The organism is Marinobacter guineae (assembly GCF_002744735.1).
Lineage (GTDB): Bacteria > Pseudomonadota > Gammaproteobacteria > Pseudomonadales > Oleiphilaceae > Marinobacter > Marinobacter guineae.
The window spans coordinates 20,590-34,706 of sequence record NZ_KZ319339.1 but is presented as its reverse complement, the minus strand read 5'-3'; the positions used below and the strand labels follow the sequence as shown (position 1 = coordinate 34,706).

The following is a 14,117-nucleotide window of genomic DNA, read 5'->3' as shown; positions in this document are numbered from 1 at the left end:
TATGTCAGCAGAACCCGTCATCGAAGTGCGTGAGCTGTGTAACCGGTTTGGCGAACATGTCGTCCATGAAAATCTGGATCTTGACCTCCTAAAGGGCGAGATTCTCGGGGTGGTCGGCGGTTCGGGAACCGGCAAAACCGTGCTTCTGAGGAGCATAGTCGGGCTCAATACGCCCGCTTCTGGCCATATTCGGGTGTTTGGCGAAGACCTCATACAACTCGCTGCCCGCGCCCGCTCAAGGATCGAACAACGGTTTGGCGTGCTATATCAGGGCGGCGCCCTGTTCACATCACTGAACCTGCAGGAGAATATTGCCGTGCCGCTGATTGAGCACGCGGGCCTGAAAAGGCCTGAGGCGGAACAGCTGGCACGGATGAAACTGGCGCTTACCGGACTGTCACCGGAGGCCGCTCTGAGATACCCGGCCGAACTTTCCGGCGGCATGGTCAAACGAGCGAGCCTGGCAAGGGCTCTTGCCCTTGATCCGGAAATACTGTTTCTGGACGAGCCGACTGCGGGGCTCGATCCCATTGGTGCTGCCGCTTTCGACCGGCTTATCGTTACCCTTCGTGATGCGCTGGGGCTCACCGTTTTTCTGGTCACCCATGACCTCGATACCCTGTATTCAACCTGCGACAGGGTTGCGGTACTGTCACAGCGCCGGGTCCTCGTTGCTGATACTCTGGAGGCCGTGGCAGCCACGGACGATGAATGGGTCCAGGACTACTTTAACGGCCCCCGTGGCCGCGCTGCGAGCTACGCCTTCAGGAACCATTCGCCCATGCGGAATCAGGAGTAGTTAACATGGAGCCAAGAGCCCATCACCTGATCATTGGTCTGTTCACCATCCTGGCGTTCGGGGCGGCCCTGATCTTTTCCCTGTGGCTGGCAAAATCCTCGGCAGACCGCGATTGGGCCTACTATGAGATTGTCTTCAACCAGGCCGTCAGTGGCCTGTCGGAAGGTAACCCGGTGCTTTACAGCGGCGTGCAGATCGGCGATGTACTGGAATTGAAGCTGGACCCGGAAAATCCCGGCCAGGTACGGGTACTGGTTCGCGTCGACCAGACAATACCTATCCGGAAAAACACCAAGGCAGGGCTGGTGTTGGCGAACATTACCGGCAGCATGAATGTTCAGTTCAGTGGCGGCAGCCCGGATCAACCAACACTGGAAGGGAGCCGGGACAACCCGCCGGTTATAAACGCCGAGCCTTCGGCGTTCAACAGTATTCTGGCCAACAGCGAACAGCTTCTCGCAAAGGCTGATCAACTGCTCACCAGCACTAACAGGCTGCTGTCTGGAGATAACATCGAGAACCTTTCCGCCATATTGCAGAACACCCGAGAAGCAACAGATGCCCTGCTCTCCCGCCGCGAACAGCTATCTGCCATGCTGGAACGATTCGACTCAGCCGGACGCAGGGCCGAAGAGGCGGCCATCAAGGTCTCCCAGTTGTCTGATGGCGCGAGTGAACTACTTCAGACAGACGGTCGCCGGGTTCTTGAATCCATGGATAAAACCCTCGACATCATTTACACCACGATGGCCAGAATTGATCAGCTGATCCTTGCCAATCAGGGTGCCATGGATTCGGGACTTCAGGGAATGGGTGAGCTGGCACCGGCGCTGCGGGAACTCAGGGCCACGCTCCGGAACCTTAATCAGTTCAGCCGGCGTCTGGAAGAGGATCCCACGGGCATTTTATTCGGAACGGACACCATGAAGGAGTTGTCGAAGTGAAGTTAGCGGCTATCGGTAATCTGACCCTCCTGCTCAGCCTTGCCGTGGTGAGTGGCTGCACGGTTTTTCCGAACCCGGAGCCGCCCCGGGTTATGGATCTCGCATTACCAGCAACCACGCATCAGGGCGTTCAGGAATCCCCCCTATCTCTACGGGTTGATACACCCTACGCATCGGAACCGTTCAACAGTACGAGAGTACTGGCCAAGCCAACACCCTGGGAATTCCGGGCCTATGACGACGTTCGTTGGCGAGACACAGTGCCAGTGGTGCTTCGTGACACACTGGTGGAAGCGCTTCGAAGCAGCAACGCTTTTGCCAGCGTGATCAGCGACACCAATCCCGCCAACGCAGAACTTACGTTGATCAGTGAGCTCACCGCCTTTCATGCCGAGAATCCTGAAAGTGCACCACAGATTGTGATTGAACTGCATATGCAGCTGATCCACAACCGCTCGCGGGCCAGCGTGTGCACAGACAATTTCAGGATCGTGGAGCCTGCCGCAGGCACCGGGATCGAGCAGATTGTTGAAGGGTTCGGCGCCGCTACCGGCAAGCTGGCCAGCAGCGTGATTCAATGGGCTAGGGCGTGCGGCCTTCCGTCTTACCCGGAAAGAGATCAGCCCAGGCAGCCCTGAGGTAAAGCCCCATGGACCAGAGAGTAAGAATGGCCGCGATATAGAGCAGTACCAGGGCAATATTGGACCAGAAGACTCCCGGCGGGAATGCCAGCAACCCCACAATGGAAGCCATCTGCGCCGTGGTTTTGATCTTGCCAATGTAGGAGACCGCCACGCTGGCTCGACTGCCAATTTCAGCCATCCATTCGCGCAGGGCGGAGATGACGATTTCCCGCCCAATGATCACTGTAGCCGGGATGGTCAACAGAATCGCGGAATGTTCCTCAATAAGCACTGCCAGAGCCACGGCAACCATCAGTTTGTCGGCGACCGGATCAAGGAATGCACCAAACGGGGTGCTCTGGTCCAGTTTTCGCGCCAGGTACCCATCAAGCCAGTCTGTGGCTGCAGCAAGTCCGAAAATCGCCGCACTCACAAGGTAGCTCCACTCCACTGGCAGGTAGAAGATCACCACGAACACCGGGATCATGATGATGCGGGAGAGTGTGAGGATATTAGGTAAATTCATGCTGTCCTTACTCGTCGTGCAGTGCTGCGTAGATGGTTTCCGCCAGTGATTTGCTGATGCCCGACACCTTGGTCATCTCATCAATCCCGGCTTTGCGGAGTTCCTGTATTCCGCCGAAATATCGTATCAGGTCGCGGCGTTTTTTCGGCCCCACACCTTCGATACCCTCCAGTGTAGACTGCCGGCGCTTTTTATCCCGCCGCGCCCGGTGCCCGGTAATCGCAAAGCGATGGGATTCGTCCCGGATGTGCTGAATGAGATGCAGCGCGGGAGAATCCGCAGGAACCCGGAAAACATCGCCGGTTACAGCATCAATCAACTGCTCCATACCGGCCCGCCGGGTTACGCCTTTGGCGACACCGATCAGAGGGATATCCGAGATTTCCAGCTCATCAAACACTTCCCGGGCAATGTTCAGCTGGCCCTTGCCGCCATCAATAAACACCAGGTCCGGGCGTTTGCCCTCTCCGGCCACCATACGTTTATACCGGCGGCTCAACACCTGGCGCATGGCGGCGTAGTCATCGCCGGCAGTAACGCCCTCAATGTTATAAAGGCGATAATCGCTCTTCAGGGGGCCATTCTCATCGAAAACCACGCAGGATGCGACGGTATTTTCGCCATGGCTGTGGCTGATGTCGAAACATTCCATGCGAGAGGGTGTTTCCGCCAGTTCCAGTAAATCCCGCAGGGCCAGCAACCGCCGATAAACCGTCTCCTTGCTGGCCAGGTGGGTGAGCAGGGTCTGACGGGCATTGGTCATGGCCAGTTCAAGCCAGCGCCGGCGCTCCCCCCGAACGTTGCCCCGGATGCGGGTTTCCCGGTTGGCAGACTCGGTGAGCGCCTGGGCGAGAAGTTCCTGCCCCTCCACCTCAACAGGCACCAGAGTGTCCCGGGGAATCTCTCGACGCGTATTGCCACCGAAATAGTACTGTCCGAGGAAGGCACTTAGCAGTTCGCCTTCGGTCTGTTCGATGGAATACCTCGGAAAGTAGTCCTTGGTGCCCAGCACCCGGCCGCCACGAACGATGATCACCACGATACAGACAACCCCGGCATCCTGGGCGATGGCAACCACATCCGCATCCCCGCCTTCACCGTCTACGGATTGCTGTTCCTGAACGTGGCGCAAATGGTTGATCTGATCCCGGTAGGCAGCCGCCTTCTCGAATTCGAGGTTTTTGGAGGCGGTCTCCATAGCATTCATCAGATCATGAATGATGACCGGGTTCTTTCCTTCCAGGAACATCGCCGCATGGCGAATGTCCTGTTGGTATTCCTCTGGCGTAATAAAGCCGACACAGGGGGCGGTACACCGGTTAATCTGGTACTGCAGGCACGGCCGCGTCCTGTTCCGAAAATAGCTTTCACTACAAGATCTTATACGGAATACCTTCTGCAGAATATTAAGACTTTCCTTGACCGCACCAGAGCTTGGAAACGGACCGAACCAGGTACCACCACCTTTTTTGGTACGCCCTCTGCGAAACGTAAGTGACGGATAATCGCTATGGGAGGAAAGGTAAATATAGGGGTAGGATTTGTCATCCCGGAGCAGGATGTTGTAAGGAGGCCGTAACGACTTGATCAGGTTTTGCTCGAGCAGCAGGGCCTCGGTTTCACTGCCAGTGATGGTGACCTCAATCGAGACGATCTTGGCAACCAGCGCTTCGGTTTTCGGTGCCAGGCCTGTCTTTCGGAAGTAGCTGCCGACCCGCTTTTTCAGGTTGCGGGCCTTGCCAACGTACAGCACCGAGCCGCCCTCGTCATACATTCGGTAGACGCCGGGCCGCTCCGTAAGCTGTTTCAGGAAGCTCTTGCTGTCAAACTCCCCGATGTTGTCGCTCTCAGGGTCAGACCTTGTCGGCATCAAGTAACCCGAGCCGCACCGCCATCAGGGCCAATTCAACATCACTGGAAATTTCCAGTTTCTCGAAAATCCGATAGCGGTAGCTGTTGACCGTTTTCGGGCTCAGGCACAGCTTGTCGGAAATGTCCTGCACCTTCTGGCAGTCCACTACCATCATGGCAATCTGCATCTCGCGTTCGGAGAGCCGTTCAAACATTGACAGTTCGCCGTCTTCCTCCCGGTCGCCGCCAAGCTGTTTCAGCGCCATTTTCTGGGCAATTTCGGGGCTAATGTAGCGCTGACCAGTGTTTGCCATACGAATGGCGCGAACCATTTCCTTGATATCTGCGCCTTTGGTTATGTAGGCCGTGGCTCCGCTTTGCATCACCCTGGTCGGGTATGGGTCATCTGCACAAACGGTTACTACTATTACGCGAATGGAATCGTCTATCCGGAGAATGCGGCGGGTGGCCTCAAGGCCCCCGATTCCAGGCATGCGGATGTCCATCAGGACAATATCCGGTCGCTGCTGGCGTACGAAATCAATGGAGTCCTCTCCGGATGCCGCCTGCCCGATGACTTCAATGTCCGGGTTATCAGCCAGCATCCGGGTAATACCGGACCTCACTAGCTCATGGTCATCAACAACCAGTACCCTGATCAAAATTCACCTCGCACACGGCTTTCGGGAAAACAGCGCGATTGTAACGTTTAGTTCAAGCCCCGGGTAGGTGCAAATCCAAATACCCTGATGGACATGCCGCCTAAGCGGGCACACCCAGACCCGCCGTATTCTCCACAGGGTCAAACCAGACCACCAGATCGCCACGCCGCACTGCGGCAATCACCCGACTCGTCTCCTCCATCGGGTTCTCGGTGTCGTTCAGGCCGTGGTATCGGGTGCAGTACTCTTCCACCAGTCCCAGAAGCTGATCCTCTGTCAATAACTCTTTGTCGACAACGAACTTTTCCTCTCTGGGGTCGGGTTGAGCCTGTTGCTCTGCGCTCTCTGTCATGCTTCCTCCTTTGGGGCCACCATAGTATGGATAATGGCGGTCAGGTAGAAGCCCTCGGATGCATCGAACGAATAAATTCAGGTATTTTCCCTGGCCGTTCTGAACCGTGCGATCAATTGTCGCATCGACACCGATTCCTGCCTCAAAGCCTCACTGATGGTGCGGGTCTGCTCCACGCTCCGGATCAGGAAATCGGCACTTTCATCCAGTGCGCCAGACCGGCGGCCAACCCGACCAATCTCATCCCGCTGTAGCACCACCGCAGAACTGATTTCCATGCTGTGGCTTTCCAGAACAACAAACTGGCCTTTCAGGGTTGCCAGGTGAGCCTTCAGTGCGACCAGATGCTCCCGGTTGCTGGTACCCGCCTCGCGCATCTCATCCAGCAGGGCATCCACGCTGCTGACCCCGGACACGAGATCCTGAACCCATTGCGAAATATCCCGGGTGGAATCCGAGGTTCGGCGGGAAAGCGTCCGGACTTCATCCGCCACAACGGCGAAGCCTCGACCATGTTCGCCGGCCCGAGCCGCCTCAATGGCCGCATTCAGGGCCAGCAGATTGGTCTGTTCGGCTATATCAGCAATCACGCCGATCACCTGCTCGATCTTGCCCGTGGACTCGTTCAGGGCATGGATAGATCCTGAAACACGGGAAATTACGTCCACGGTGTGCTCCGCCGCCGCCTCGCTGGCGGTCAAACGATGCTGAACTTCCTCATTGGCGGCTACCGCTGTTTTCACAGTGCTGGCCGATTCGTCTGTGGCCCGCTCAATGGCCGAGGCCTGATCGGCAATTGCCGCCATGGACTGGCTGACATCGCGGATCTGACTACGGGTTTCCTCGGAAGCCGCCTGGAGCGACTCGGCACCGCTGTCCAGGGCCCCCGAACGCTCATCGAGACCGCCCGCTGCAGTGCGAATATCGCCGATAAAATGCTCGAACCTCAACACCAGGCCCCCCAGCGCCTTCGCCACACCAGCGACCTCATCTCGCCCACGGAGAACTGGCACACGGGTAAGATCGGCGTTCTCCTCCATCGCCACCAGGTCGCTTTCCATGCCCTGCAGGCGGAGAATAACGGTCTTCCTGAGCCACCATGTCATGGCCACCACAATCAGCAGGAAGGCCACTGAGCCGGCAATCAGAAAAGTTTGCTGCCCTGAAAGAAACGCCAGTAATTCGTCGGCCCCGGCGGATACCGAATCCCGGCTTTTACGCTGGCGAGCGGTGATCGCCGTCAGCATCGGCTCCATGGCGGGGAACAGCTCGAAATCCACAACCTGCCCTACCCGGTAATAACTTTTTTCACCAATGCCTTCTTTCATTCCGGCCATAAGGGCCTGGACCCGTTCATAGTCCGCCAGATGCTTTTCTGCCCAGTTTTTCAGACCGTCATTGGTTGCCAGGCTGTTCCAGTGCACAGGCAGAGATGCCTCCAATTCGCTAAACGCAGCCTCAATTTCATCCCACAGCAGAAGCTGGGCCTTGATCTTGTAGGCCAGATCCTGAAGTTCGCGATGATCCTGCTCGAGATCCGCCAGCAGCCAGGATTCACTAAGATTATTCCGGATCAGCGTTTCCGAGGCGGCCTCTGCTTTCAGAATGATACTCCAGGACAGGGTGGCCAGCCCTGCGAGAGCGAAAACCGATAGAAAGGCGAAAAACAGAATCCGGGTTCTTACCGTGGCAAACATGACAACTCCAACAGCGGGCTATGCCGCGGATGGTATGCCGGTTTTATGACACTTTTATTGCGGCAACTGCGTCAGACCTCCAACACTCGCAAAGGTCGGAACCGTTAACGGCTTCAAAAAAACCGTTGAATTCTCTATGATCGCCGCTTTACGACCGTTTGGATGCTAATGAATCAGTCCGTTTTCCGCCTCACACTCCCGATCCTGTTCGGCTACCTTCCGCTGGGCATGGCGTTTGGCGTACTGTTTACCACCCAGCTGGAATACGCCTGGTGGGCAGCGCCGCTGATGGGCATTCTGATCTACGCCGGTGCCGGCCAGATACTGGCAGTCAGCCTGCTTGCCGTAAACGCGGGGCTTCTGGAAGTTTTCGTCGCCATGTTCGTGCTCAATGCCCGTCATCTTTTTTACGGGCTGTCTCTGCTCGGGCAGTTTCGCGGCGCCGGCTGGCGCAAACTTTATCTGATTTTCGGCCTTACAGACGAGACCTACTCCCTACTCACCAGCCGACCCAGGGGAGCCGACCGCGCTTACGAGCAGGAGGTTGATTTCAGGATCACCGGCTTCAATCAGTTTTATTGGGTAATTGGCTGCGCAATCGGCGCACTGCTTGGCGACAATGTCGCATTCGACAGCACCGGTATTGAATTCGCTCTGGTTGCCCTGTTTATCGTGCTGACCCTGGAGCAGTTCAAAGCACTTGGGGAGGGATTCCCGATCTGGATTGGCGCAGCGGCAGCGGGAGTTTCCATGCTGTTACTTCCTCCGGCTCATCAATTGATCGGTGCGATTGCCCTGGTGACCGGCGTACTGCTCATCGAATACCGAAGGGCGCGCAAACAGCATCTGCAGGAGGAAGGAAACCATGGGTGAGACGGGTTATCTTGCGGCTTTCATTGCGGTGGCCGCGATCGCTACCTTTGCCACGCGGGTGATCCCGTTCCTGTTTTTTGAGCGCCATACGGAGCACCCGTTGGTTCGCCATCTCGGTCGATACCTGCCTGCTGCAGTTATGGCACTGCTGGCCACAGTGTTTCTGCAGCGCTCGGCGGACTGGTCAGGGGCATGGGTGGGGTTTGACGCGCTGTTGCCCGGCACGTTAGTGGTCATCATCCATTTATGGCGTCGGAATGCCCTGCTCTCCATTGTCGCGGGCACCCTGAGCTACATGGCAATCCAGCAAGCCGGTCTTTAGCCCGAATCGGATTAAAGCCTGTCCTCAAGATTTGCCACCAGCCGGGACTCCTTCAGTGCGGCGGTACGGTGCTTGACCACACCCTTGTATTCAGGGCTCTCGATCATGGCCACGAAGGCATCAATTGACGGGTAGCGAACCAGAAGGACCTGATCCCAGGATTCATCCGGGGGCGCAATCAATGAGCCGACACTCCGGCCAGACCAGATAACATCGGCACCGACCGATTTCACGCAGGCGGCTGCCTCTTCCATATACAGTTTGTAGGCCTCCCGGCCAGACCGCTCAGGCGCCTCTTCCTTGTAATTGGCCCGATCACGGAAACGAAGCAGGTTCAGCATGACCACTGGCTGGTCCTTCGGGGTATCTACCAATACCTTCTGCAACTGCTCCGGTGTGGGATTAATGGCGTCCATCCTTATCCTCGTGTACTCGTGGTTCCGGTGACTACTATAGCCTAGCCCTGATGCATGAACGCAAGGGTTTTCATTACCTTTCATTCAGACTGCGCTTTTTGCCTTTCCCCCGCGTACAGCTACCTTGAAGGAAACGATATAGCGACCGATAAGAGGACGATATGGCGACTCTCACGATCAATGGCGAGCAACATGAGCTCGATGTTCCTGACAATATGCCCCTTCTGTGGGTCATCCGCGATGTGCTCGGCATGAAGGGCACCAAATTCGGCTGCGGCATGTCTCAGTGCGGGGCCTGCACCGTACATCTCAATGGCACCGCTATCCGTTCCTGCGTTACGCCCGTGTCTGCCGCAACCGGTGAAATAACAACCATTGAAGCCATGGCCGATGATCCGATTGGCAGCAAGGTGCAGCAGGCCTGGCTTGATCTCGGGGTTGCCCAGTGTGGCTATTGCCAGGGCGGCCAGATCATGAACGCCACAGCCCTTTTGAAGAAGACTCCGAAACCGGAAACCGGTGAGATCGTGGATGCAATGGCTGGAAACCTCTGCCGCTGCGGTACCTACAACCGGATCCTAGCTGCCATCGAGCGCGCATCTGGCCAGGAGGGTGAAGCATGAGAACCAATGACCGACTTCTGCTCGCCAACGTCAGCCGACGCCGCCTCCTGATGGGCATGGCCGGCGGCTCAGCCCTGGTTCTTGCCGCCCGCTGGGATATGCCATTGGCCAGTGAAAATGCACAATTTGGTGCCGGAGCCATGCCCGGGGGATGGGTCGATGATCCTAATGTTTTCATTCAGATAGATTCCGATGGCACCGTTACCATCGTTAACAACCGATCGGAAATGGGCCAGGGCATTCGCACCAGCCTGGTGATGGTGGGTGCCGATGAACTGGGCGCTGACTGGGATCAGGTGAAGGTACGGCAGGCTGAAGGCGACCACAGCAAATACGGTAACCAGAATACCGACGGCTCCCGCAGCATGCGCCACTGGTACGAACCCATGCGCAGGGCCGCCGCCGCTGCCAGGTTGATGCTTGAGCAAGCCGCGGCCAGTCAATGGGGTGTTCCGGTCCATGAGGTGAAAACCCAGGTCCACAAAGTGGTTCATCAACCGTCAGGCAAGGAACTTGGCTTTGGCGAGCTGGCCAGCAGAGCCCGGGAGCTTGAGGTGCCTGATCGTAACGCACTTGTGCTGAAACAGGACAACGAACTCCGGTTCATCGGCAAGGAAACCGGCCTGATCAACGGCAAACTGGAATCACCTCACCCCAAAGCCATCGATGGCGAGGACATTGTAACTGGCAGAGCGGTGTACGGCGCTGACGTACCCTTTGACGATCTCTTGTACGCCGTGATTGCCCGGCCACCCGTTTACGGCGCCACTGTAAGGAGCTTCGACGACGCCGAAGCGCTCAAAGTACGCGGGGTGGAAAAGGTCCTGAAGGTTGAAGGCACCGGTCAGCCAGCCGGATTCAGTCCCCTTGGCGGTGTTGCGGTGGTCGCTTCCAATACCTGGGCCGCGATGGAGGGGAAAAAGGCACTCAAGATCGATTGGAACCTGGAGTCCGCTGGCGAAAATGCCGGTTATACTTCTATTGCCTATCGGCAATCCCTGGAGAAAGCGGCTCAAAGCCCTGGCAAGGTCGTTCGTCATCACGGCGATCTCGACAGGGCCCTTGAGAGTGCCGACAAACGGATATCTGCCACCTACTACATGCCTCACATGGCGCAGGCGCCCATGGAGCCACCAGTAGCCACGGTGCGGATCAAGGATGGCAAGGCCGAGGTCTGGGCGCCGGTACAGAATCCTCAGGCAACCCGGGATACCGTTGCCCAAAGGCTCGGCCTGGATACGGAGAATGTGACGGTGCACGTCACCTTGCTTGGCGGGGGCTTTGGCCGTAAATCCAAACCAGACTTTGCCAATGAGGCCGCCAGCATTGCCGAGCTCTTCAATGGCCGCCCGGTCCGGTTACAGTGGAGCCGCGAAGACGACATTCACCATGCCTATTTTCACGCGGTGTCCGTCGACCATCTGGAAGCCGGGCTTGACGGCGATGGCAACGCAACCGGATGGTTGCACCGAACACTCTCACCGAGCATCGGCTCACTCTTCGCTCCGGACCCGAAGCACAAAGGCGAATTTGAACTGGGCATGGGCTTCAATACCATGCCATTTGATGTGCCGGCTCTTCGACTGGAGAATCCGCCAGCGCCGGCCCACGTGCGTATCGGCTGGTTCCGCTCGGTCTATAATCTTCCCCATGCCTGGGCAATACAGAGCTTTGCTCATGAGTTGGCCGTGGCTGCTGGCCGGGATCATCGGGATTATGTACTGGACCTCCTCGGTCCGGACCGTGAAATCCATAATCTGACGGTTGGAGATGGCTGGAACTACGGCGAGAATCCGGATCTTTACCCCATCGACATTGGCCGGATGCGGGCCGTGATTGAACGGGCCACCAGCGAGGCCGGCTGGGGCAAGTCCGTGCAGGAAGGCCGTGGGCTTGGCCTTGCCTTCCATCACAGCTTTGTCTCCTACACGGCGATCGTGTTTGAGGTGGAAGTGGATGATCAGGGCGGGCTCACCATTCTCCAGGCAGACATCGCCTTTGATTGTGGCAAGCAGGCCAATCCGGAACGCATCCGTTCCCAGCTGGAAGGCGCCTGCGTGATGGGTATCGGTATCGCGCTGCAGAGCGAGGTCACGTTCAAAGACGGTGTGGCGCAGCAGGATAACTTCGACAACTACCTGATACCCCGTATGCCGGACGCACCCAAGTCTATACGGGTCCACCTGGTGGACAACCCACAGGAAGCTATGGGTGGTGTCGGTGAGCCCGGCCTGCCCCCGGTTGCGCCGGCGCTGTGCAACGCCATCTATGCCGCTACCGGCAAGCGTATCAGGCGCCTGCCGGTCGGTGATCAGCTGAAGGGGTAAAGCAACGCCAGGGTCTCGTCAGAGATCCTGGTCTGTTTCTATCCGGTTTCGGCCCGCGGTTTTGGCTGCGTACATGGCCCTGTCAGCACGGGCTACGAGTTCCTTTCGCTTGTCTTCCGGACGCCACGTAGCCACTCCGATGCTGGCGGTAACGCCTTCCGGCATCTGGTTTATGCGCACATTGGCTATCGCCGTACGGATACGCTCTGCCAGGACCACGCCGTCTTCTCTCGACGCACCGGTAGCAACCATCACGAACTCTTCACCGCCCCACCGGCCAATATGGTCTTCCTGCCGGAGAACCCCATCCACAGTACAGGCAATATGCCGGAGCAATTCGTCCCCTGCCTCATGCCCCCAGGTGTCATTCACCTGTTTGAAGTGGTCGATGTCCAACAACAGGACGCAGAACGGTAACTTGTGCCTGCGCGCCTTCGCCAGCTCCTTATCAAGCTCCTGTTCGGTCCGGTACCGGTTCCAGATGCCGGTGAGCGAATCATGACTGGCCGCCTCCCGAAGTTTTTCATTGGCCCGGGCAAGGGCCTGTTGCTCTTCCCTGAGCATTTCGTTCAGCCGGGTAATTTCACTGGCCGATGCCAGAAGGGCTATATCCTCACCGAGATCCCCCGCAGCCTGGCACTCCACCGGTTTCCAGGGCTCGCTGGTGCCCCGGACTTCTTCCAGCCAGGTCCGGAAGGTGCGATGCAGGTCCCGCTCACTGGCCGGTGAGCAGACCAGGGCATCGCATTCCGGCCGGAAAAACATTAACCATCCCTCGGAATCCTCACCTGGTAACGGCGCCGCCAGCAATCCGCAGCACCCCTTCAGATCAATCCCTTCCGCGACCGGTTCATCCTTCAGCCGGAAGCTGGCCCAGACTCCCTGCCCATGCCGCTGTTCCAATCCCCGGGCAATCTGAGCAATGCTTTTCAGAGGTGGAGTGACACCAAAACCGGATATCCCGCCTTTGGTCTTGCATGCCAGGCCATCGGCCCTGAAAAACGTCAGCCAATCGTTGCCGTACTTCTCGAGCATCGCCGAAGGCGACAGGCCGGCTTTTACATCCTCTACCAGGTAATCTCTCGATTCCTGCACCTGCAGAAGGAAACGGGACTCTATGCGTGCTTTGAGCAGAAACAGCCGCTGGGTCGCCATCGTAACCACCGTGCGTGCGGCATCCCGCAAGGTCGGTGTCAGCGGTGTGGGTGTCGCGGAAATACAGGTCACCATGCCCCAAAGGCCTGTTTGGCCGACAATGGCGATCGATAACAGGGACCTGGCGTTGAAATCGTCAAGGAAGCTTCGCTGACGGCGGGATGGTGCCCGCAAAACCGTGCCACTGAGATCAATCCTTCCTGCGTCATCGGAGGGGATTTCGAGAGATGAGAAAACCGGTACCGCATCGGCACCCAGATCGGGAATGCTCCGGACTTCCCGCTCGGCAAACTTTGCCCGCTGTTCCTCAGGATAATCACTGGCCGCGAAACGCTGGCCCAACACCGGCGTCAGTCCTTTGGCCAGGTTTTCGGCCAGACATACTCCATGGCCCTGATCATCAAAATGGAACACAAGGGCCCGGTCAAAACGGGTAATGTCACGCACGCCCGCCACCAGAATGTCCATCAACGCGCCCGGTGTGGCGGCCCTGGCCAGTTTTGTCAGCCACTGGTTCACCGTTCCCATCAGCCGTCGGTTGCCGAGTGGCGTAATCGGTTCAATCTCGACAATCACCACCATACCGGAGCGGAAAGCATTCACCTGCAAGCGAGTTTTCCGTCCGTCGATATCCTTCTGGATAGATAGCGGACCACTGAGCCGCTCACTTGATCGCAATTCACTTCGAACCCTGCCTGCCAGCCGTTTTCCGAGTGCAATCTCGGGCTTCTGATCCAGCAGTTCGTCAGCGGCTACCCGCAAGAAATTGCCGGTGTTGGCACTGCACTGGACTATTCGGGTGAATTCCCTGTCGAGGACCAGCAAACAGCCGCAGGGCTGGATACTGAGAGCTGAATTCGGTACGAGGCGGGCAGCAGGCGAATGAGTAACCTCAGGAGCCTGGAGAAGGAGATCGGGTTTCAAAGTAAGCAGCGGCTCCAGCCAAA

Annotated in this window: 14 protein-coding genes; 7 read left to right on the top strand and 7 right to left on the bottom strand. The window is 57.6% G+C overall.

The genetic code is table 11. From position 1 onward, the window contains the following. Nucleotide 1: 1 nt before the first annotated feature. From CLH62_RS00185 to CLH62_RS00175, 3 genes are read left to right on the top strand one after another with little or no spacing between them, the layout of a single operon-like run. Nucleotides 2-799, top strand: a complete 798-nt coding sequence (locus CLH62_RS00185; protein WP_099616155.1) for an ABC transporter ATP-binding protein — start codon at nt 2-4, stop codon at nt 797-799. Nucleotides 800-804: 5 nt separating this feature from the next. Then, nucleotides 805-1,743, top strand: a complete 939-nt coding sequence (locus CLH62_RS00180) for an MlaD family protein (RefSeq protein ID WP_099616154.1) — start codon at nt 805-807, stop codon at nt 1,741-1,743. Next, the gene (locus CLH62_RS00175) at nt 1,740-2,381 is read left to right on the top strand and encodes an ABC-type transport auxiliary lipoprotein family protein (protein ID WP_099616153.1); all 642 of its coding nucleotides are present in this window, start codon (nt 1,740-1,742) and stop codon (nt 2,379-2,381) included. The genes CLH62_RS00180 and CLH62_RS00175 overlap by 4 nt, the downstream gene beginning before the upstream one ends. Here CLH62_RS00175 and pgsA read toward each other — a convergent pair. The 5 genes from pgsA to CLH62_RS00150 all read right to left on the bottom strand — a co-directional run bounded on the left by pgsA (nt 2,326) and on the right by CLH62_RS00150 (nt 7,454). After that, nucleotides 2,326-2,892: a CDP-diacylglycerol--glycerol-3-phosphate 3-phosphatidyltransferase gene (gene pgsA, locus CLH62_RS00170; RefSeq protein WP_099616152.1), complete on the bottom strand. Its 567-nt coding sequence runs from the start codon at nt 2,890-2,892 to the stop codon at nt 2,326-2,328. The two genes, CLH62_RS00175 and pgsA, sit on opposite strands and share 56 nt — an antisense overlap. A 7-nt stretch (nt 2,893-2,899) precedes the next feature. Next, a complete protein-coding gene (gene uvrC, locus CLH62_RS00165) occupies nt 2,900-4,762 on the bottom strand; it encodes an excinuclease ABC subunit UvrC (protein WP_099616151.1) in 1,863 nt (620 codons plus the stop codon). Beyond that, nucleotides 4,746-5,405, bottom strand: a complete 660-nt coding sequence (gene uvrY, locus CLH62_RS00160; RefSeq protein ID WP_099616150.1) for a UvrY/SirA/GacA family response regulator transcription factor — start codon at nt 5,403-5,405, stop codon at nt 4,746-4,748. The genes uvrC and uvrY overlap by 17 nt, the downstream gene beginning before the upstream one ends. 100 nt (nt 5,406-5,505) lie before the next feature. Continuing rightward, nucleotides 5,506-5,757: a hypothetical protein gene (locus CLH62_RS00155; RefSeq protein WP_099616149.1), complete on the bottom strand. Its 252-nt coding sequence runs from the start codon at nt 5,755-5,757 to the stop codon at nt 5,506-5,508. A gap of 77 nt (nt 5,758-5,834) precedes the next feature. Then, complete coding sequence (locus CLH62_RS00150) at nt 5,835-7,454, bottom strand: methyl-accepting chemotaxis protein (RefSeq protein WP_099616148.1); 1,620 nt, start codon at nt 7,452-7,454, stop codon at nt 5,835-5,837. 168 nt (nt 7,455-7,622) lie between these two features. Between CLH62_RS00150 and CLH62_RS00145 the strand changes: the two genes are divergently transcribed. Together CLH62_RS00145 and CLH62_RS00140 are read left to right on the top strand one after the other, a co-directional pair. Then, nucleotides 7,623-8,327: an AzlC family ABC transporter permease gene (locus CLH62_RS00145; RefSeq protein ID WP_099616147.1), complete on the top strand. Its 705-nt coding sequence runs from the start codon at nt 7,623-7,625 to the stop codon at nt 8,325-8,327. Continuing rightward, on the top strand, nt 8,320-8,649 hold the full coding sequence (locus tag CLH62_RS00140; RefSeq protein WP_099616146.1) for a branched-chain amino acid transporter permease: 330 nt from the start codon (nt 8,320-8,322) through the stop codon (nt 8,647-8,649). The genes CLH62_RS00145 and CLH62_RS00140 overlap by 8 nt, the downstream gene beginning before the upstream one ends. Nucleotides 8,650-8,660: 11 nt before the next feature. Here CLH62_RS00140 and CLH62_RS00135 read toward each other — a convergent pair whose 3' ends face one another. Then, entirely contained in the window at nt 8,661-9,065 is a 405-nt protein-coding gene (locus tag CLH62_RS00135) for a DUF1330 domain-containing protein (RefSeq protein ID WP_099616145.1), read from the bottom strand. Between the two features lie 161 nt (nt 9,066-9,226). Between CLH62_RS00135 and CLH62_RS00130 the strand changes: the two genes are divergently transcribed. Continuing rightward, complete coding sequence (locus CLH62_RS00130; RefSeq protein WP_099616144.1) at nt 9,227-9,688, top strand: (2Fe-2S)-binding protein; 462 nt, start codon at nt 9,227-9,229, stop codon at nt 9,686-9,688. Then, entirely contained in the window at nt 9,685-12,015 is a 2,331-nt protein-coding gene (locus tag CLH62_RS00125; protein ID WP_099616143.1) for a xanthine dehydrogenase family protein molybdopterin-binding subunit, read from the top strand. Before CLH62_RS00130 ends, CLH62_RS00125 begins: the two co-directional genes overlap by 4 nt. An 18-nt stretch (nt 12,016-12,033) precedes the next feature. On the opposite strand, the gene CLH62_RS00120 is transcribed toward CLH62_RS00125, so the two are convergent. Next, complete coding sequence (locus CLH62_RS00120; RefSeq protein ID WP_099616142.1) at nt 12,034-14,094, bottom strand: sensor domain-containing diguanylate cyclase; 2,061 nt, start codon at nt 14,092-14,094, stop codon at nt 12,034-12,036. Between the last annotated feature and the right edge of the window lie 23 nt (nt 14,095-14,117).